The organism is Rhizobium sp. P1_E1 (assembly GCF_056406015.1).
The window spans coordinates 1-17,921 of sequence record NZ_JBFUAY010000023.1 but is presented as its reverse complement, the minus strand read 5'-3'; the positions used below and the strand labels follow the sequence as shown (position 1 = coordinate 17,921).

The window sequence follows — 17,921 nt, the reverse complement described above, 5'->3', positions numbered from 1 at the left end:
TTTCAAGATTCTGCGGTTGGAGGCCGGGGCGAAAGCTCCGGCCTTTACCGTTCTGCGCTCACGGTCAGCCAGCGGGTCGGCTTGCCGTCATAGCCGCCGCCGTCGCTCTCGCTGATGGCGATGTTCCCCCAGCCGCCGTTCGTCAAAAGCTCCGACAGCCAAGGGATAGTTGTAATACCGCCCAAAGCCGTCATGGCCTTCCGCATCGCCTGCCTTGAAGGTCGCATGAATGATGCCGCCTGTCCTCAGGGCGCGCCGGGTGCGGGCGAAGACATCGGGCAACTCGGGCCTCGGGACGTGGAGAAGGCTTGCCTGCGCCCAGACGCCGTCGAAGGCGCTGTCGGCGTCGAGCTCTTGGAACAGCATGACCCTGACCGGTCTGCCGATCAGAACTTCCGCTTGTCTTGCAAGCTTGGCCGAGCCATCCGTCGGCATAACGTCGAAACCCTGCGACAGCATGTAGTCGCTGTCCTGCCCGCCGCCGCAGCCGAGTTCGAGGATTGCCGCACCGGGTGCAAGACCAGCGAGGAAGGCATCGAGCCGCTGCTTTGGCAGGCTGCGCGCCCGGTTGGCATACGTCTCGGCATTTTCCTCGTAGAAGGCGGAGGTGCAGTCAGGAGGCATGCTGTTCGGCCGATCGCGGGCGTCGGTTGGATTGAAGATGTTTTTCGGGAAGCCGGTCCGCGTCGATGATGTCAATGACGACAATCCCTTCCGATGCCACCCGGTAGAAGGCGACGTGGCGCATGTGGAGGAGCCGGCGAAGGCCAGCGCCGAGTTCGTCGCACTCTTCTCCCATGGAGGGAGCGTGGGAAAGAAGCACGAAAATCCTGTCCCAGTCGAGAAGATAGGCGTCTGCCTGCGCCTCGCCGAAGTTGAGGCAAGCATATTCGTCGATGCCTGATAGCACGGCGTCCGCGGTTCGGGTCAGCCTATAGGTTGTTGTCACGCAGCTTGGCCTTCGTTTCCGACAGGATGTCGGGAATGCGTCGATCGCTCGGGCCGCTTTCCTCAGCCTGCCTCAGGATGTTGCGCAGTTCTTCGTCGTCTAGTTTGTGATGGAGCTGATCCTTCAGAATGAGCTCCGCCAGGAATGCGCCGGCACTGCTGTATCTGCCGCTTGCGACACGATTTTCGACGTATTCCGCCAGATGATCCGGAAGCGAGATCGTCATTTTCGCCATTGGATTCGTGCCGCCCGCACATGCCGGTTTTCAGCCATTTCAGATGCCAGATTACCATTTTCCATGTTGTGATAGAAGCGTTGTGCTGCGCCGTCGAGGGCTTGGGTCACATGAGGATAAGTCTTTTTATCGATAGGGATGGCGCGTTCGAGATCCTTGAAATGGGCGTCGCACGGCAGGATATCGGCATCATGGCGTTCCGCGGTCGCATAAATGATCGCATCGGCAGTGGCGAATTTATGAGTTGCCGTTATTTCGGCAGCACGGCGGGCAAGTGTCGTGTCGAGCGAAACAACCATGCATATTGCGGTATAGGCGATGAAGCTGTCGACGGCTTCTTCGTCCTTTTCGCGTGCCAGCCATTTGGAAAGCTCGCGCGGAATATATCGCCAGCCCGACGACTTTGCGGGCGAGGCGGAGAGCGGCGCCCACCATGTGGGTGTTGACGCCGCCGTTCGCGTGGAACGTCTGGAGTTCAGGTCGGGATGAGGCGGGTCCAGCCGTGCTCATCGTTCGTTACGCCCTTCTGCAGACTGACGAGCTGCTGGCGCAGTTCGCTGGTCAACTTGCCGGTCTGTCCGTCTCCGACCAGAAACTCGCCGCCGGCATGTCGAACCAGGCCGATGCCCGCCAGGACTGCGGCAGTGCCGCAAGCGAAGGCTTCGACGAGCCTGCCACTGGCAGCGTCTTCTTGCCATTCCGCGAACGAGTAGGGGCGCTGCTCGACGCGCAAGCCCCTTTCTTCGGCGAGCACGATCACGGAGGCCCGGGTGATGCCCGGCAGGATCGTGCCGCCAAGGGGCGGGGTCACCACTGATCCATCGTTCATCACGAAGAAGACATTCATGCCGCCGAGTTCTTCGACCCAGCGATGCTCTGCGGCGTCCAGGAAGACGACCTGATCGCAACCCTTCTTCGACGCCTCGGCTTGCGCCACGAGGCTGGCTGCGTAGTTTCCGCCGCATTTTGCAGCGCCAGTGCCGCCGCTGGCCGCACGGGTGTATTCGGTCTCGACCCAAAGGGAGACGGCCTTCGCGCCACCCTTGAAGTAGGCGCCAACCGGAGAGGCGATGATGCAGAAGACATATTCCAGAGCCGGACGAACGCCGAGAAACGCCTCATTGGCGAACATGAAGGGGCGAAGGTACAGGCTGGCGTCGCCGGACGGAATCCAGGCCTTGTCAACGCGGACCAGTTCTTCGACCGCCTTCAGGAAGAGTTCTTCGGGCACAGGAGGCATCGCCATGCGGGTCGCCGACTGCGCGAAGCGGCGTGCGTTCTCTTCAGGCCGAAAGAGCAGGATCCGGCCATCATCCGCCTTGTAGGCTTTCATGCCCTCGAAGATTTCCTGAGCGTAGTGCAGCACGGCGCTCGCAGGATCGAGCTCCAGGGGGCGCCTCGGCGTAACCTTCGCATCGTGCCAGCCCWTGTCGGCAGTCCATCGTGCCAGGACCATATGATCCGTGAAGACCTTTCCGAAGCCGGGCGTCTCCAGTGCCTGGATGCGATCGGCGTCCGACACGGGAGACTTGTGGAGTTCGATTTTGATTTCAGGAGAGGCCGACGTTACGGTCATTGCTGGCACCTTGATAGTAAATTGAATAGTGGCGGCGACACTACCGCCGCCGAGCTGGTCTTGGAAAGGTCTGAATCAGCCGGTTTCGGCTTTGATCAGAGGAATAATCGCTTGATGTGGCTGACGTCGAGCAGCAAATTCGGGATCGAGCGCCGTCGCAAAGACGTTCGCTAATCTCGCACCAAGACTTTGGAATATAAGATTTCCAACTTGTCACCATAACAAGAAATTAGGTCAGCATTATTGACATAATTTCCACCGCATGGTTTGTCGACGGTATAGAAAATACGAGGAAACCCCATGCTGAACTGGGACACCATGTTTGCGTCGCGCTCGTCGCGCATGCGCGCATCCGAAATCCGTGAACTCCTGAAGCTTCTCGACAGGCCCGACATCATCTCTTTTGCCGGCGGCATTCCGGATCCGGCGCTCTTTCCGGATCGGGAGTTCAAGCAGGCCTATGCCGACATCTTCGACGGCGCCGCTGTCAATTCGGCGCTGCAATATTCGGTCAGCGAAGGCTACAAGCCGCTGCGCGAATGGCTGGTCGGGCAGATGGCCGCTCTCGGCATTCCCTGCGAGCTCGACAATGTTTTCATCGTCTCCGGTTCGCAGCAGGGCCTCGATTATCTCGGCAAGCTCTTCCTGTCACCAAACGACACCGCGCTCGTGACATGGCCGACTTATCTCGGCGCGCTGCAGGCCTTTAACGCCTATGAACCGGCCTACGACCAACTGACGCCGAACGGCAACCGGACGCCCGAGTCCTACCGCGCGGCCGCTTCCGCTGCCGGCGGCAAAGTGAAGTTCGCCTATCTCTCCGCCGACTTCTCCAATCCGACCGGCGAGACCGTCGATCTTGACGGCCGCAAGAAGGTCCTGGCACTGGCGGAAGATCTCGACATCGCCGTCATCGAGGATGCGGCCTACCAGTCGCTGCGTTACGACGGCGATCCGATCCCGCCGATCCTGGCGCTCGAAATCGCCGAGAAGGGCCATATCAACGATACGCGCACGATCTATTGCGGCAGCTTCTCGAAGACGCTGGCGCCCGGCCTTCGCGTCGGCTTCATCGTCGCCAACGCGCCCGTCATCCGCAAGCTGGTGCTGATGAAGCAGGCGGCCGACCTGCATTCTTCGACGATCAACCAAATGGCGATATCAGATGTCGCCGAGCGCGCCTTCGATGCGCAGGTCGCCAAGATCAAAACCRCCTACAGTCAACGCCGCGACTGCATGCTGGCCGCGCTCGAAAAATACATGCCTGAAGGCATCAGCTGGACGAAGCCGGAAGGCGGCATGTTCATCTGGATCACGCTGCCGGAGGGCATGGACGGCGCCAAACTGCTGGCGAAATCACTCGAAACCGCCAAAGTCGCCTTCGTGCCCGGCAAGGCTTTCTTCGCCGATGGTTCCGGCGCCAACACCTTCCGCGTCAGCTTCTCCTGCGCCAACGAGCAGATGATCGAGGACGGCATCGGCCGCCTCGGCGCGCTGATCTCGGCCGAAATCGGCGGCTGATCCAGGCTGGCGCCGATCAGAAGATCGTCGTCCAGCCTTCGTTCGCCGTCTCGCTCTTGCCGTAGCCGACCCGGTCGGCCACGGCACCGTCGGCATTGCGCAGGATGATGTCGCCGCCCCTGTTGGCAAGCTGCGGGCCGCCGGCTGCGGCATCGAGCGCTATGGTGCGTAGCTCGCCCGCGCTCAACGACCCCGATAGCGTCTGGGTCCTGCCGTTTTCGTCCTCCAGCTTCCAGCCGTCGAGCGACGCCTGCATGTCGGAGCGGTTGATGATCGTCACCGTTTCGGCCTCGGTGCCGCCTTCACCGTTCACCGGGTTGATCAGCGCGGCGACGATGCGCAGCGACGAGGCGACGATCGGCTGCGGCCGGCGTGTGCCTTCGCCGCGGCCCTGGCCGCCGCGACTGTCGGAAACCGGATGGCCGGTCGCCGCATCGGTGTTCCAGTTCTGCGACTGGAAGCAGAGGAAGATCGCCGCCCATTCGTCGGTATCGTTGAAATGGACGAGCAGGGCGCCGTCCTGGTTCGGCCCGTTGGTGGCCTTGAAGCTGCCGCCGTCGCCCTGGTTCATGTGGATGTCGTGGATGCCGTTGCCCGGCTCGAAACGGAAATATTGGTCCGGCTTGTTGTTCTCAGGACCCCAGGCTTCGCCGAAGGCGTAGAAATGCACGTCGGAATCGGCAATGCCTTCCTGGACGATCGGCTCGATGAAGTCACGCAGGTCGTTCTTCGGCCCGGAGAGCTGGAAGGGCGCGACATTCATGTCCTCGCGCTCGATCAACCCGCCGCGGACATAATCGATGGCGAGCTCCGGACGGTCGTTGCGGATGTCGGTCAGGCCCATCGGCAGCGCTTCGAGTGCCTCCGTCAGCGACGAATGCTTGAAGTCGACGATATTGGCGTAGAGCAGGTCGTGCGGCGATTCCTTGGAGCGGACGTTGAGCGCGATACGGTAGCTGATGCCGTTCGCCTCGATGCGGATTTCGATATGGGGATCGTTGTCGTCGTCGAGGGCAAGGGCGCTCGCCGTACCCTTCAGGACCTTGTAATTCTTCAGCATGGAGAACCTCGCAGCGGGTGGCGGGGTTTCAGGATAACACGGCGAAAGTGCATCTTTTGTGACGTCTGCCTTTCGCCGTGCAATGCTTGATCCATGATCGGCTATTGCTGGAGATGCGGACCGAAAAGCTCGAGATCGGCTTCACCAAGCCGGTCGCTAACTGTGTTCAGCTGGTGCCAATAGGGATAGATCACCGGCGGCAGGCTGACCGCGTCGAGGCGCTTGCGCTCCTCGTCCGTCAGTTTCAGCTCGGCGGCGGCGATGTTGTCGCGGAACTGGGCTTCGGTGCGGCCACCGATGATGACCGAGGTGACCGCCTTGCGGCCGATCAGCCAGGCGAGCGCCACCTGGGCGGCCGAGACACCGCGCTCTTCGCCGATCGCGACCAGTGTCTCGACGATGTTCCAGAGGCGGTTCTCATCACGGATCGGCGGTTCGGTCCAACCGGCGAACTGACGCGTGCCTTCTGGCGCTGCCTGGTTGCGGCGATGCTTGCCGGACAGCAGGCCGCCGGCGAGCGGGCTCCAGACCAGCACGCCGAGGCCTTGGTCGATCGAGATCGGCAGCAACTCGTATTCGGCGTCGCGGGCTTCCAGCGTATAGTGGATCTGTTGGCTGACGAAGCGCTGGTACCTGTGCTCTTTGGCGATGCCGAGCGCCTTCATAATGTGCCAGCCGGAATAGTTCGAGCAGCCAACGTAACGCACCTTGCCCTGCCTGATCAGGGTGTCGAGCGCTTCCATCGTCTCTTCCAGAGGCGTCTGGCCGTCCCATTCATGCACCTGGTAAAGGTCGATGACATCGGTCTTCAGGCGTTTGAGGCTCGCTTCGCATTCGCGGATGAGGTGGTAGCGCGACAGGCCCTGGTCGTTCGGGCCGTCGCCCATGCCGAAGCGGGCCTTGGTGGCGAGCAGCACGCCCTGCGGCCTCTTGCCGGAGAGCACATCGCCGATGATGTTTTCGCATTCGCCTGCTGAATAGGCATTGGCGGTGTCGATCAGGTTGATGCCGGCATCGATGCATATATCGATCATCTTGCGGGCCTCGGAGACACCGAGGTCGCCGACGGTCTTCGCCCAGCCGACGCCTCCGAAGGTCATCGTGCCCATGGTCAAAGTCGAAATCTTCAGGCCGGAACGGCCGAGCAGACGATATTCCATTGAAATTCCTCCTTCATCGAAACGTGAGTGACGTAGCGCAACGCCCGGCAATGGCAAATCGCCGGGTGTTCACGCCTGTGTGAGATCGCTTGCGCGCGAGGATACCAGATGATCGCCTCTTTCACAGGGTTGAAGACAACGCCGGCGAGATTGCGGGAAAGGCGATCGCCCCGATTGTCGGCAAAGCCGGTAGAGATCAAGGAGGGTTGTGAAACCGGAGCCTGGTGGGCTGCGGCGCACTGTCACATCTCTGTCAACGACCCCTAATAAGGGAGGGGTATCGAAATCGAGGATCCTTCCCATGAAAACGATCGTTTCCGCCGCAGCACTTGTCGCTGCGAGCCTCCTTGCCATTCCGGCTTCGGCCGCAAACCTCGTTCTCTATACCAGCCAGCCGAACGAGGACGCGCAGGCGACGGTCGACGGCTTCATGACCGCCAATCCCGATATCAAGGTCGACTGGGTACGCGACGGCACGCCGAAGATCATGGCGAAGCTCCAGGCCGAGATTCAGGCCGGCAACCCGGTCGCCGACGTCCTCCTCATCGCCGACGTGGTGACGCTGGAGCGCCTCAAGGAAGACGGCAAGCTCCTGGCCTACAAGTCGCCAGAAGCTGCCCAATACGACGCCGCCCTTTATGACACCGACGGCTATTACTACTCGACCAAGCTGATCACCACCGGCATCATGTATAACACCTCGGCCGCGATGAAGCCTGCGAGCTGGAAGGACCTGACGAAGCCGGAAGCCAAGGGCCTCGTCACCATGCCGAGCCCGCTTGCCTCGGGTGCGGCCCTGATCCACGCCCAGACGCTTGCCGCCGTTCCCGGCCTCGGTTGGGACTTCTACAAGTCGCTTGCCGAAAACGGTGCGATCGCGGCCGGCGGCAACGGCGCCGTGCTGAAGTCCGTCGCCTCGGGCGAAAAGGCCTACGGTATGGTCGTCGACTACCTGCCGATCCGCGAGAAGGCCAAGGGCGCGCCGGTCGAATTCGTGTTCCCGAGCGAAGGCGTTTCGGCCGTCACCGAGCCGGTCGGTATCCTTGCCAGCACGAAGAACGCCGATGCCGCCAAGAAATTCGTCGATTACGTGCTCTCCGAAAAGGGCCAGGAAGGCTTCCTGAAGCTCGGCTACATCCCAGCCCGCAACGGCATGAAGCTGCCGGAAGGCTTCCCCGCGCGCGACACCATCAAGGTCCTGCCGATCAAGGCCGCAGACGCTCTGAAGAATACCGATCAGGATCTCAAGACCTTCTCGGGCATCTACGGCTCGAACTGATCCTTTCATGCACGGATATATCAAAACCGGAAACAGCCAGCCCGCCTGGCTGTTTCCTTTTGTCGTCATCGTCGTCCTGATCCTCAGCGTGCTGCCGCTCGCCCRCCTCGCCATGGTCGGGATAGCGGCCTTTGCCGATGGCGGCGTGATGACGGTTCTCGGCGAAGCCTCGCTATGGTCGATGACCTATTACACGGTCGTCACCGCCATTCTGGGCACGGTGATCTCGCTTGTTATCGGCTGCCTCTTCGCCTTCCTGCTGACGCTGACCGATATCCGCGCCAAGGGGCTGCTCAGCTTCTTCTTCGTGCTGCCGATGATGATCCCGCCGCAGGTGACGGCGCTTGCCTGGGTGCAGATGTCAGGCCCCTCCAGCCCGCTGTTGAAGGCGCTGCATATCGCCCCGCCGCTCGGCTCGCCGCAGCCGCTCTATTCGGTGGGTGGCATCGCGCTGCTTTATGGCGTGCAGCATGCGCCGCTGGTCTACCTGGCGCTTCGGGCCGGGCTGATGACGCTGCCCCGCGACGGCGTCGAGGCAGCACGGCTTTCCGGCGCCTCCAGCTTGCGAGTGTTCCGCGATATCATTCTGCCGCTGTCGCTGCCCGGCATCATCGCGGGAGCGGCGATCTCCTTCGTCTCCTGCACCGGCAATTTCGGTATTCCCGCCATTCTCGGCATTCCGGCCTCGATCTTCACGCTGCCGACGTTGATCTTCACCAAGTTTTCCGCCTTCACCAGCCGTACCTTCGGCGACGTCGCCGTGCTCTCGGCGATCATCGCCGTCATCTCGGTCGTCGGGCTGATGATCCAGGACCGGGCGCTGCGCGGCCGTGACTACCGCGTCATCGGGTTATCCGGGGCGAGTGCTGCCTTCGAACTCGGCATCTGGCGGTTTGCCTTCACGCCGCTCGTCTGGGTGATCCTGTTTTTCATGCTGGCCGCGCCGTTCTTCGCGCTCCTTGCCGGTGCGCTGGTGCCGGCCTATGGCGTGCCGCTCACCTTCAAGACGATGTCGCTGCATGCTTTTGAGGAGATCCTGTTCCGACAGGCGGTGACGCGCACGGCCTTTATCAATTCGCTGTCGCTTGCCGGTGCCACTGCGCTTTGTCTCCTTGTGGTGACGGTGCTTGCAGCCTATGCGCTGACGCGGCGCAAGGATGTGGTTTCCCGTATCGTTTCCAGCCTGATCGAAATACCCTATTCGCTGCCCGGCATCGTCATGGCCGTTTCCTTCATCCTGGTGTTCGCTGCACCCATCCCGATCCTGCACGTCTCGCTTTACGGCACGATCTGGATCATCCTGATCGCCTATTTCTCATCGTTCTTCGCCGTCAGCCTGAAGCCGGTGGTCAGCGCCTTCCATCAGCTCGATCCGGCGCTCGAGGAGGCGGCGCGGCTTTCCGGCGCCGGCTTTTTCCGCCGGCTTGCCGATATCATCGTGCCGCTGATTGCGCCGGCCGCCGGCGCCTCGGTCATCCTGGTCTTCCTGATCGCCTGCAACGAGCTGACGATCTCGGCGCTGCTCTGGTCGGCCGGCACCCAGACGCTCGGCGTCGCCATCTACAATCTCGACGACAGCGGCAGTTCCGACCTTGCGTCGGCGCTCTCGGTGCTCGTCGTCCTCATGGTCGTCGTGCTGATGCTGCTGCTTGAGCTTCTGGCCAAACGACTGCCGAAAGGAGTGGTCCCGTGGCGAGGCTGATCCTCAACCAGCTCGGCAAGGATTTTGGCAGCGGGCGGGCCGCCGTCAGCGGCTTTTCGCTCGAGGTGCGCGAGGGCGGCTTCCTCGCGCTGCTCGGGCCTTCCGGCTGCGGCAAGACGACGGTGCTGCGCATGATCGCCGGTTTCGAGACGCCGAGCGATGGCTCGATCCATCTCGGCGAGCGGTTGCTTGCCGATGCCGCGCAGTCGGTGCCACCGGAAAAGCGCAACATGGCGATGGTCTTTCAGTCCTATGCGCTGTGGCCGCATATGAGTGTCGCCGACAATGTCGGCTACCCCCTCAAGGTGCGCGGCATCTCGGGCGAGGTCTACCGGGCGAAGGTGCGCGACGCGCTCGGCACGGTGCGGCTTGCCGATTATGCCGAACGGCGGCCGGCCGATCTCTCCGGCGGTCAACGTCAGCGCGTGGCGCTCGCCCGCTGCCTGGTGACATCGCCCGACGTGGTGCTGCTCGACGAGCCGCTTGCCAATCTCGACCGGCACCTGAAACAGGAGATGGAGGAAACCTTCCGCGAATTCCACCAGCGCTCGGGCGCGACGATGATCTACGTCACCCATGACCAGAGCGAGGCGATGGCGCTTGCGACCGACGTAGCCGTCATGTCGGAGGGTCGGCTGCTGCAAGTGGCCCCGCCCGCTGAAATCTATGCCCGGCCGGAAGGCCGCGTCGTTGGCGGGCTGATCGGGCGAGGCGCGATCGTGACGCTGCCTCGTCCCTTCGGCGATGCCAGGGCGCTCGACTGGCCTGCGCTGGAGCCGATATTTGCTGCTGCTGCCGGGGCAGCCAGTGGCGACAGGGTGGATGTCCTCGTCCGGCCGGAGGATGTCGTCTCCGGCGAGAATATCGCCGCCGGCGAGGGGATCGCGGCGACGGTCGAGTCCGTTCTCTTCGAGGGTGAGCGTTACGCGCTGAAGCTGGTCCTCGCCGATAGTCAGGTGCTGCGGGCCTATACCCGCTTTCCCGTCCGAACGGGTGACAGCCTCCGGCTATCGGTGCGCGCGGCGTGGCGGCTTTGAGGCGCCGCACTCAACCAGAATCATTCCTACTCCGAACATTGCCAGCGGATGACGCGGCAGCTGCCGGTTTGTTTTCGGCAGCTGCGGATTGCCTGACGCTGGGCCTCACGGTTGTCGTAACCCCAGCCGGAGCCCCAGCCGCCGCGATGGCCGACGGCCACCGCGCCGCAGGCATTGCGGAACCAGATGGCGATCCGGCAGTCATTGGCGCTGCTGTCGCAATTGCGCCGGGCAACGATTTCGGCGTCGCCGCGATTGTCATGGGCATAGGACCAGCCGAGAGCGCCTGTTGATGGCGAATAGGCGATGGCACCGTAGCTGTCGGCAAGTGCCGGGCCGGCGCCGGCGAGGACGGTCAGAATCGCCAGCGATGCAGAAATCCGTTTCATGAAATGCCTCCCGCCGGAACTGGTGAATGTCGTCCGGGACGAATTATTCGGGGCTTGCGGGAGAATGTCAGCGGCCTAAGTCACAGGCAATCGCGTCCGGGGCTGCAAGAGGGGTGGTTGTCCGCATATTTCTTGGCCTCGCCATCTTTTCCTGCGGCTTCTGCTGGTTAAGGTACTCCCCGCAACCGGATCCTTCCCATGTCGCTTCGCCTCGCCACCTTCAATGTCGAAAATCTCCTGACCCGTTTCGATTTCACCGGCTTTCGCAACCAGCTGCGCCAGGACCGCGTCATCAAGCTTTTCCAGGTGTCGAGCGAGGGCGTCTATCAGCAGCTCGAGCAGGCCCGCGTGATCGCGGCGACCGACGACACGCGGCAGATGACGGCGCTTGCGATTGCCGACGCGGATGCCGATATCCTCTGCCTGCAGGAAATCGACAACATGGCCGCCCTTCAGGCTTTCGAATACGGCTATCTCTTCCGGATGGTCGGAAATGGTTACCGGCAGAAATACCTTGTCGAAGGCAATGACAGCCGTGGCATCGATGTTGCCGTCCTGATGCGCGAGGAAACGCGCGACGGCCAGAAGATCGAGCTCAGGGACATCAAAAGCCATGCGATGACGACCTATCGCGATCTCGATCTTTTCGACGAGGAGCTGGCGCTCACCAACCGTATCGACGACAAGATCTTCAAACGCGATTGCCTGGAGCTCGATCTTCTGATCGGCGGCCGGCCGTTTTCGCTCTACGTCGTGCATTTCAAGTCCATGGGCAATCCGCGCGACGGACTGGACGGGCGGCAATCGACCATGCCGATCCGCCGCGCCGAGGCGCGCGCCGTTCGCCGCATCATCGAGGACCGCTTCGGGGCAGATCAAGCCGGCACGAAGAGCTTCGCTATCTGTGGCGACATGAACGATTATCAGGAGCGCGTCGATGTCATCGGCCGCCGGGGCGCTGGCTATCGTTTCGAGCATCAGGATGAGGCCGAAAGCGCACTCGACGTTTTCAGCCGCGATGGCTTTGCCGAAAATGTGATGCGGCGTCGCACCGCCCTCGACCGCTGGACGCTCTATCACGCACGCGGGCCGCAGGAGCAGTGGCTCTGCCAACTCGATTATCTCTGGCTCTCGCCAGCACTCGCCGCCCACAATGTCGGCCGCCTGCCGGAAATCATCCGCAGTGGCCAGCCTTACCGCACCATCTTCCCGCCGGGGCAGGAGGTGGAGCGTTATCCGCGTACCGGCTGGGACAGGCCGAAGGCGTCCGATCACTGCCCCGTCGTCATGACACTGGATCTCCCATGAATGCGAATTTGAACGCGAATTTCAACAACAGCAATATATCCGATGATTTCGCCGGCTGGCCGCCGGAGGCGACGGTCTTCCCGATTGCCGGGGTGGATCTGCGCATCCTGCCCGGCCCCCATCCTTTGGTCGCCGCCGAGGAAGCAGCGATCCGCGAGAACTGGGCGCGGGAGACCGCCGCCAATCCGGCGCTGTTCGACGGGCGCATGGTGTTTCAGCAGCGGCTCTCGCTCAGTGAAAACGGGATTGCGGGCGAGGGCCATGTCATTCCCTTTTCCGCCTTCATGTGGTGGCGCCGACAGCCGCAGCGTCAGGGCGGCGTTCACATCTTCGCCTATCCGGTGCTCGAAACCTCGGACGGCGCGCTGGTGGCGATCCGTATGGGCGCCCATACCGCCAATCCCGGCCAGGTCTATTTCGCCGCCGGCTCGCTGGAGCCGGAGGATATCGTCGACGGGCGTTGCGACATCGAGGCGAACATGCGCCGCGAGGTCCATGAAGAAACCGGATTGGATCTTGGCCGTTCGGTGGCGGGGCAAGGGCTCTTTGCCAGTCATTCCAACCGAACGGTGACGGTGTTGCGGCTCTTCCGTTTCGATATGACGGCGGACGAGATGGTCGAACGGATCGAAAGCCACATGCTCGTCGCCGAGGATAAGGAGATCGCGGGTGCAGCGGCGATCCGCTCGGCCGATCACTCGGCGCACCCCTATAATATCGCCATGCTGCCCGTGATCGACTGGTATTTCGGCAAGGTCGAGCGGAGTTGATCTATGCCGCCTAAAGCCGTGTAGCGTTTTGGGATAACGACATGCATCACGTAAAGATCGAAAGCGCGACATGTGAATCCGGTTGGCGTGACGCGTTTTAGCGCCTTGCACTCGCTCGTCCGGTCGGGCAGGTTGGCGGCGCGATGACGATTCAGGGAGGCCGATGTGGCGCGAAGCTACAGCGTCTATGACGTGTTCACCGATCGAAAGCTTGCGGGCAACCCGCTGGCGGTGATCTTCGACGGAGACGATCTCAGCGACGAGGCAATGCAGGCGATCACCCGGGAGATCAATCTCTCGGAGACGGTCTTCGTGCAGCCTTCAACCAACCCCGCCTATGCGGCGCGTCTGAGGATATTCACGCCTGGGCGCGAGCTGCCGTTTGCCGGCCATCCCACGGTCGGCACGGCGGTGGCGCTGGCCGAACGGGCGCACGGTGCCGCGACGCGCGATCTCGTCACGGTGCTCGAGGAAAATGTCGGGCCGGTGYGTTGCGCGGTGCGGCTGAGGGAGGGCGAGGCGAGCTTTGCCGAATTCGACCTGCCGCGCAAATCGCAGCCCGCCGTCATGCCGCTCGACAAGCTCGGCATCGCCGATGCGCTATCGCTGAAGGTGACCGAGATCGGCTTCGAAAATCACGTCCCGTCGATCTGGAGCGCCGGCGTTCCCTTCCTGCTCATTCCGGTGCACGATGTCGGAGCCACGCAGCGGGTGGAATTCGATCCGCAACTCTGGGAAAAGATCGTGCCCTTCGTCGATGGCGCTCTTGCCTCGGCTTATGTGTACTGCCGCGGCGGCGTCAACCACGTGGCAAAGTTCCATGCGCGCATGTTCGCAAGCGGCATGGGCATCGTCGAAGATCCGGCCACCGGCTCGGCGGCGGCCGCACTCTCCGGCGCGATCCACCATTTCGACCGGCTGACGGACGGGCATCACCCGATCATGATCGAGCAGGGCGTAGAGATGGGCCGGCCGTCCTTCATCCACCTGCATATCGATGTCGACGGCGGAGCGATCTCCAACGCGCGGATCGGCGGCCAGGCAGTGCGGCTGGCCAGCGGCACGCTCGAMCTTTGATTTCACCAGACCGCCGCGCGTGCGATAGGCCGCGCGTCCGACAGGACGCGCTTAGGACGCTCTATCACTTTGAATCGGCGCATAATCCTTTCCGAAAATGGATTCGGATTTTCGGGGTTGTGCGCCGCATTTCAGCCATGCCGAAAAATCTTCGCGATTAACCAAAGAAATTTCGCCTATGCGCTGGACAAGCCGGCCGATCCTGTTTATACGCCCCGTCACACCGCGCAGCCAAGCGCGAACGGGTGATTAGCTCAGTTGGTAGAGCAGCTGACTCTTAATCAGCGGGTCGTAGGTTCGAGCCCTACATCACCCACCAAATCTCTTGAAAAGATTGACATATTTGAACACAGACCGGATTTTCCGGTCTGTGGGAAACTGTCGCGAAGCAAGCGGCATGGTTCGCGTTATCCGCAGGACTGGCCGCGTCGATCCGCGCGCCCTATCTCCCTCTCGCGTATCAGGAGGGGTCCATGAGAAGCGTTGTTTTTGCCGTCGCATTGTCTCTGCCGTTGCCTGCCTTTGCCGCAGGCGCAATGGAGGTCAAAGCGGGCGATCATAGCTGCGGCGAGCTCGCGCAGATCATTCGTCAGAATAAAAAGGTCTTTGTCCGCGTCGGCTTCGGCGGTCGCAGCTTCCGCTATCCGCCGGCCCAATGCAGCATGGGCGAAAAACGCACCACGACCAGTTTTCGCGATGCCGAGGGAAAGCAGTGCATGCTCGATTATGCCTGCGTTTTTGACCCTGCGTCGCCTTATAATTTTCCCTAGCGCATCGTGCTTTGTGCGTCCGAAAGGACGCACGGGGTTCTCGGCGCTTCCGGTTGAGACGGGGAGCGAGCGGGAAGTGCATGCGGCTGTGCCCAGGCGTACAGTTCGGAGGGTTTCTGGACTGGCGGCATGGGGTGCGATGCCCTAACTTCGCTCTCTCACATTCAGGAGTTTCCATGAAAAGCGTTGTTCTGGCCGTCGCAGTGTTGTTTCCGTCCGCAGCTCTTGCCGTCGAGGCGGTGGAGGTCAATGCCAGGGATCACAGTTGCGAAGAGCTTGCGCAGATCATCCGCAAGGACAAGGCGGTTTTTGTGCGGATGGGCTTTGGCGGCCGCAGCTTCCGTTATCCGCCGGCCAGGTGCAATCTCGGCGACAAGTACGACACCGCACGGGTGAGGGATGCCAATGGCAAGCTTTGCCTCCTCGACTACGAGTGCGTGTACGATCCGCAGTCCTTCTATAACAGGATTCCCAAATAATATCCCGATCCAGGCGTTGCCAAAGCGCTGTTCGGCATGGATGACGAGGACAAGAAAAAAGGCCGGGCGAAATTCGCACGACCTTCCTCGACCGGTCTCGATAACGACTGCCAGTACCTCCGTGGTCAGCCGTCAGAGACAGATTCAATATCCCTTAAATAGGGTTTGCTTAAACATCTTCAAGAGCTCGCAGCAGAAAGGAAGCCGGCATATGGCCGGCTTCTTTCGGCCGAGCAGGCGTTACTGCTGGGCCGGGGCAGCCGGCGGAGTGGCCGGTGCTGGTGCCGGTGCGGGCGTTGCGCTGTTGTCGGTCGGAGCGATCGGCTTGGCCGGCGCCGGCTCGGATTGGGTCGTGGAGGCTGTCGTGTCCGGCGATGTGCCGGGGGTGCTCCACTGCGAATAGGCGAATGCAGCGACAGCGATCACGGCCAATGCAGCGACCCAGACAACCCACGTGTTAGTGCTGCGCGCGCTCGGCGTGGTGCGCAGATCGAGATTTGGGTTCAGTGGGCGGTTGGGATCGTTGGCATTATTGGGGTCGTACGTCATGGTACTTTCTCCTCTTTCGGTGAAACAATAATGGCGGAGCTGGCTTTTTGTTCCATATGGGTGCAGGGAAGCGGTTGTTATCAGGGATTTCCGGGCTGCTACCGGCCAGAATCGGCAGCCAATGCCGCTCGGCTTCCCGAGGCGAAGGGCCTCCACGGAAGTTCATTTCGTCTCGAAACGAACATTGTGCGTGCCGGTTCGATGCAAGCGCGCTTGACACGCCGGGGTCTGTTTGCGCATGATTTCTGCATGGGGTCGCGATCACCCCACGAGGCGTCATGCTGAAGAATCGCGTCCAGTAAAACCGATCAACGGAGGGACGCGTCATGCCGTCATTTCTCGAAATTTCTCCCGACAAGCTGAGCCGCCTCATCGGAACCCCCGGTGCGCCCTGCATTATCGACGTTCGCACTGAGGAGGACTTCGCGCTCGATCCGCGATTGGTGCCGGGCTCGATCCGGCGCGCTCATGCCGACGTCGCGTCCTGGTGTGGCGGCGTCGATGCCGAAGCCGTCGTCGTGGTGTGCCAGAGAGGCGGCAAGCTCAGTCATGGTGTTGCCGCCTATCTCCGCCATGCCGGGATTGACGCGGAAAGCCTCGAAGGTGGCTTCGAGGCGTGGATCGCAGGCGGACCGGCCGTGCCCGATGCAAAGCTGCCGCAGCGCGACGCTGAAGAGCGCACCGTCTGGGTGACGCGGGCGCGGCCGAAAATCGATCGCATCGCCTGTCCCTGGCTGATCCGGCGCTTCGTCGATCCGAACGCCGTGTTCCTGTTCGTGCCTGCGCCCGAGGTTTTGGCCGTCGGCGAGCGCTTCGGGGCGACGCCCTTCGATATCGAAGACGTGTTCTGGAGTCATCGCGGCGAATTCTGCACTTTCGACGTCATGATCGAAGAGTTCGGACTGGCGTCGGAACCGCTTCTGCGCCTGGCGCGGATCGTCAGGGCGGCAGATACAGCGAGGCTCGACCTCGCGCCTGAGGCGGCGGGCCTGCTTGCGGCATCGCTCGGCCTCTCCAGGATGTATTCCGACGATCTGGAGCAACTCGAGGCTGGGATGCTTCTCTACGACGCTTTTTTCCGCTGGTGCCGCGATGCGACCGAGGAAACCCACAATTGGCCCGCGCCAAAGAAGAGGGTGTGAGATGGTCGAGATGACGGATAGTGCTCCCGGCGGCAAAATGGCGGAGGAAGACGCGGGAGAGGGGCATCACCACGGCGTTTCGTTTGGCGAGGCCTTCAGGGTGTGGCTGCGCGTCGCCGCCCTGAGTTTTGGCGGCCCCGCCGGCCAGATTGCCGTCATGCACCGGATCATCGTCGATGAGAAGCGATGGATCGGTGAGCACCGTTTTCTGCATGCGCTGAACTATTGCATGCTGCTTCCCGGACCGGAGGCGCAGCAGCTCGCCATCTATATCGGTTGGCTGATGCATCGAACAGTGGGCGGTCTCGTCGCCGGCCTGCTGTTCGTGTTGCCAGGCTTCCTGTCGATCCTCTGTCTCAGCTATATCTACGCGGCCTACGGCAACGTCGGCATCGTCGCCGGCCTCTTCTTCGGGCTGAAGGCGGCAGTGCTTGCTGTCGTCGCGCAGGCCGTCATCCGCATCGGCGGCCGTGCGCTCAAGAATCGCGTCATGGTCGGCATCGCGGCCGCGGCCTTCATCGCCATCTTCTTTCTCCATGTCCCGTTCCCGCTGATCGTGCTCGCGGCCGCCATTGCGGGCTTCCTCGGCGGCAGGTTCGGGCTTGCCGCCTTCCAGACGGGCGGCGGCCACAAGGCCGGGAGCGGCCCGGTGCTGTCGGATGCCGAGTCGGCGCTCGGCGAAGGCATACCGGCGCATGCGCGGCCGAATCTCGCCTGGTCGCTGCGTATGTCGGCCGTGCTGATCGCCCTTTGGCTAGCTCCACTTGCAGCGCTCTACGTAACCTTCGGTGCTGACAATGTCTTTACCGAGATCGGCCTGTTCTTCAGCAAGATGGCGGTCGTCACCTTCGGCGGGGCCTATGCCGTACTTGCCTATGTCGCGCAGGAGGCTGTGCAGCATTTCGGCTGGCTGAAACC

18 protein-coding genes, 1 tRNA gene and 2 pseudogenes are annotated in these 17,921 nt (G+C 62.1%); 12 read left to right on the top strand and 9 right to left on the bottom strand.

Features of this window, described 5'->3' with window-relative positions:
• Nucleotides 1-44: 44 nt before the first annotated feature.
• From AC1D1Z_RS11330 to AC1D1Z_RS11310, 5 genes and pseudogenes are all read right to left on the bottom strand, one after another.
• A pseudogene (locus AC1D1Z_RS11330) lies at nucleotides 45-624 on the bottom strand (class I SAM-dependent methyltransferase).
• Nucleotides 614-949 carry a type II toxin-antitoxin system RelE/ParE family toxin gene (locus AC1D1Z_RS11325; RefSeq protein WP_018242766.1) on the bottom strand — a complete coding sequence of 112 codons (336 nt, stop codon included), beginning with the start codon at nucleotides 947-949 and terminating at the stop codon, nucleotides 614-616. The pseudogene AC1D1Z_RS11330 and the gene AC1D1Z_RS11325 overlap by 11 nt, the downstream one beginning before the upstream one ends.
• Complete coding sequence (locus AC1D1Z_RS11320) at nucleotides 933-1,184, bottom strand: ribbon-helix-helix domain-containing protein (protein WP_018242765.1); 252 nt, start codon at nucleotides 1,182-1,184, stop codon at nucleotides 933-935. Before AC1D1Z_RS11320 ends, AC1D1Z_RS11325 begins: the two co-directional genes overlap by 17 nt.
• 122 nt (nucleotides 1,185-1,306) lie before the next feature.
• Nucleotides 1,307-1,558, bottom strand: a pseudogene (locus AC1D1Z_RS11315) (PIN domain-containing protein); the annotation flags it as partial.
• A gap of 101 nt (nucleotides 1,559-1,659) precedes the next feature.
• Nucleotides 1,660-2,760 carry a branched-chain amino acid aminotransferase gene (locus AC1D1Z_RS11310; RefSeq protein WP_477850538.1) on the bottom strand — a complete coding sequence of 367 codons (1,101 nt, stop codon included), beginning with the start codon at nucleotides 2,758-2,760 and terminating at the stop codon, nucleotides 1,660-1,662.
• 300 nt (nucleotides 2,761-3,060) lie between these two features.
• Here AC1D1Z_RS11310 and AC1D1Z_RS11305 point away from each other — a divergent pair, with 300 nt between their 5' ends.
• Entirely contained in the window at nucleotides 3,061-4,281 is a 1,221-nt protein-coding gene (locus AC1D1Z_RS11305) for an aminotransferase-like domain-containing protein (RefSeq protein WP_477850536.1), read from the top strand.
• 16 nt (nucleotides 4,282-4,297) lie between these two features.
• Here the strand turns inward: AC1D1Z_RS11305 and AC1D1Z_RS11300 are convergent, their stop codons facing one another.
• Together AC1D1Z_RS11300 and AC1D1Z_RS11295 are read right to left on the bottom strand one after the other, a co-directional pair.
• Nucleotides 4,298-5,341, bottom strand: coding sequence for a DUF2278 family protein (locus tag AC1D1Z_RS11300; protein ID WP_018242759.1), 1,044 nt, complete (start codon nucleotides 5,339-5,341; stop codon nucleotides 4,298-4,300).
• Nucleotides 5,342-5,442: 101 nt separating this feature from the next.
• Complete coding sequence (locus AC1D1Z_RS11295) at nucleotides 5,443-6,501, bottom strand: aldo/keto reductase (protein ID WP_047623366.1); 1,059 nt, start codon at nucleotides 6,499-6,501, stop codon at nucleotides 5,443-5,445.
• A gap of 301 nt (nucleotides 6,502-6,802) precedes the next feature.
• Between AC1D1Z_RS11295 and AC1D1Z_RS11290 the strand changes: the two genes are divergently transcribed.
• Genes AC1D1Z_RS11290 through AC1D1Z_RS11280 form a run of 3 tightly spaced genes read left to right on the top strand, consistent with a single transcriptional unit; the run spans nucleotide 6,803 to nucleotide 10,519 of the window.
• On the top strand, nucleotides 6,803-7,780 hold the full coding sequence (locus AC1D1Z_RS11290) for an ABC transporter substrate-binding protein (RefSeq protein ID WP_130652727.1): 978 nt from the start codon (nucleotides 6,803-6,805) through the stop codon (nucleotides 7,778-7,780).
• A 7-nt stretch (nucleotides 7,781-7,787) separates the two neighbouring features.
• Nucleotides 7,788-9,482, top strand: a complete 1,695-nt coding sequence (locus tag AC1D1Z_RS11285; RefSeq protein WP_477850533.1) for an ABC transporter permease — start codon at nucleotides 7,788-7,790, stop codon at nucleotides 9,480-9,482.
• Nucleotides 9,470-10,519: an ABC transporter ATP-binding protein gene (locus tag AC1D1Z_RS11280; protein WP_130652725.1), complete on the top strand. Its 1,050-nt coding sequence runs from the start codon at nucleotides 9,470-9,472 to the stop codon at nucleotides 10,517-10,519. Before AC1D1Z_RS11285 ends, AC1D1Z_RS11280 begins: the two co-directional genes overlap by 13 nt.
• 26 nt (nucleotides 10,520-10,545) lie before the next feature.
• Here the strand turns inward: AC1D1Z_RS11280 and AC1D1Z_RS11275 are convergent, their stop codons facing one another.
• Complete coding sequence (locus tag AC1D1Z_RS11275; RefSeq protein ID WP_018242754.1) at nucleotides 10,546-10,908, bottom strand: DUF4189 domain-containing protein; 363 nt, start codon at nucleotides 10,906-10,908, stop codon at nucleotides 10,546-10,548.
• 198 nt (nucleotides 10,909-11,106) lie between these two features.
• On the opposite strand from AC1D1Z_RS11275, the gene AC1D1Z_RS11270 reads away from it, so the two are divergent.
• The 6 genes from AC1D1Z_RS11270 to AC1D1Z_RS11245 all read left to right on the top strand — a co-directional run bounded on the left by AC1D1Z_RS11270 (nucleotide 11,107) and on the right by AC1D1Z_RS11245 (nucleotide 15,312).
• Nucleotides 11,107-12,216 (top strand): endonuclease/exonuclease/phosphatase family protein, encoded by a 1,110-nt coding sequence (locus AC1D1Z_RS11270; RefSeq protein WP_047623362.1) that lies wholly within the window; start codon nucleotides 11,107-11,109, stop codon nucleotides 12,214-12,216.
• On the top strand, nucleotides 12,213-12,986 hold the full coding sequence (locus tag AC1D1Z_RS11265) for an NUDIX hydrolase (RefSeq protein WP_130652724.1): 774 nt from the start codon (nucleotides 12,213-12,215) through the stop codon (nucleotides 12,984-12,986). Before AC1D1Z_RS11270 ends, AC1D1Z_RS11265 begins: the two co-directional genes overlap by 4 nt.
• A gap of 165 nt (nucleotides 12,987-13,151) precedes the next feature.
• A complete protein-coding gene (locus tag AC1D1Z_RS11260) occupies nucleotides 13,152-14,063 on the top strand; it encodes a PhzF family phenazine biosynthesis protein (RefSeq protein ID WP_477850529.1) in 912 nt (303 codons plus the stop codon).
• Between the two features lie 243 nt (nucleotides 14,064-14,306).
• A tRNA-Lys gene (locus AC1D1Z_RS11255) sits at nucleotides 14,307-14,382 on the top strand.
• A gap of 154 nt (nucleotides 14,383-14,536) precedes the next feature.
• Nucleotides 14,537-14,833: a hypothetical protein gene (locus AC1D1Z_RS11250; protein ID WP_047623359.1), complete on the top strand. Its 297-nt coding sequence runs from the start codon at nucleotides 14,537-14,539 to the stop codon at nucleotides 14,831-14,833.
• Nucleotides 14,834-15,009: 176 nt separating this feature from the next.
• Nucleotides 15,010-15,312 (top strand): hypothetical protein, encoded by a 303-nt coding sequence (locus AC1D1Z_RS11245; protein WP_130652722.1) that lies wholly within the window; start codon nucleotides 15,010-15,012, stop codon nucleotides 15,310-15,312.
• A 240-nt stretch (nucleotides 15,313-15,552) separates the two neighbouring features.
• On the opposite strand, the gene AC1D1Z_RS11240 is transcribed toward AC1D1Z_RS11245, so the two are convergent.
• Entirely contained in the window at nucleotides 15,553-15,861 is a 309-nt protein-coding gene (locus tag AC1D1Z_RS11240) for a hypothetical protein (protein ID WP_080764175.1), read from the bottom strand.
• Nucleotides 15,862-16,187: 326 nt separating this feature from the next.
• Here AC1D1Z_RS11240 and AC1D1Z_RS11235 point away from each other — a divergent pair, with 326 nt between their 5' ends.
• Both AC1D1Z_RS11235 and AC1D1Z_RS11230 read left to right on the top strand, forming a co-directional pair.
• Nucleotides 16,188-17,003, top strand: coding sequence for a chromate resistance protein ChrB domain-containing protein (locus tag AC1D1Z_RS11235; protein ID WP_130652721.1), 816 nt, complete (start codon nucleotides 16,188-16,190; stop codon nucleotides 17,001-17,003).
• A gap of 1 nt (nucleotide 17,004) precedes the next feature.
• A partial coding sequence (locus tag AC1D1Z_RS11230; RefSeq protein ID WP_477850525.1) for a chromate transporter occupies nucleotides 17,005-17,921 on the top strand: 917 nt, incomplete at its 3' end.

Bases quoted from the DNA above. Each gene is read 5' to 3' on its own strand.
- AC1D1Z_RS11320 (WP_018242765.1), bottom strand. From the start codon at position 1,184: ATGGCGAAAATGACGATCTCGCTTCCGGATCATCTGGCGGAATACGTC.
- AC1D1Z_RS11270 (WP_047623362.1), top strand. From the start codon at position 11,107: ATGTCGCTTCGCCTCGCCACCTTCAATGTCGAAAATCTCCTGACCCGT.
- AC1D1Z_RS11275 (WP_018242754.1), bottom strand. From the start codon at position 10,908: ATGAAACGGATTTCTGCATCGCTGGCGATTCTGACCGTCCTCGCCGGC.
- AC1D1Z_RS11295 (WP_047623366.1), bottom strand. From the start codon at position 6,501: ATGGAATATCGTCTGCTCGGCCGTTCCGGCCTGAAGATTTCGACTTTG.
- AC1D1Z_RS11235 (WP_130652721.1), top strand. From the start codon at position 16,188: ATGCCGTCATTTCTCGAAATTTCTCCCGACAAGCTGAGCCGCCTCATC.
- AC1D1Z_RS11250 (WP_047623359.1), top strand. From the start codon at position 14,537: ATGAGAAGCGTTGTTTTTGCCGTCGCATTGTCTCTGCCGTTGCCTGCC.
- AC1D1Z_RS11245 (WP_130652722.1), top strand. From the start codon at position 15,010: ATGAAAAGCGTTGTTCTGGCCGTCGCAGTGTTGTTTCCGTCCGCAGCT.
- AC1D1Z_RS11290 (WP_130652727.1), top strand. From the start codon at position 6,803: ATGAAAACGATCGTTTCCGCCGCAGCACTTGTCGCTGCGAGCCTCCTT.
- AC1D1Z_RS11240 (WP_080764175.1), bottom strand. From the start codon at position 15,861: ATGACGTACGACCCCAATAATGCCAACGATCCCAACCGCCCACTGAAC.
- AC1D1Z_RS11265 (WP_130652724.1), top strand. From the start codon at position 12,213: ATGAATGCGAATTTGAACGCGAATTTCAACAACAGCAATATATCCGAT.
- AC1D1Z_RS11300 (WP_018242759.1), bottom strand. From the start codon at position 5,341: ATGCTGAAGAATTACAAGGTCCTGAAGGGTACGGCGAGCGCCCTTGCC.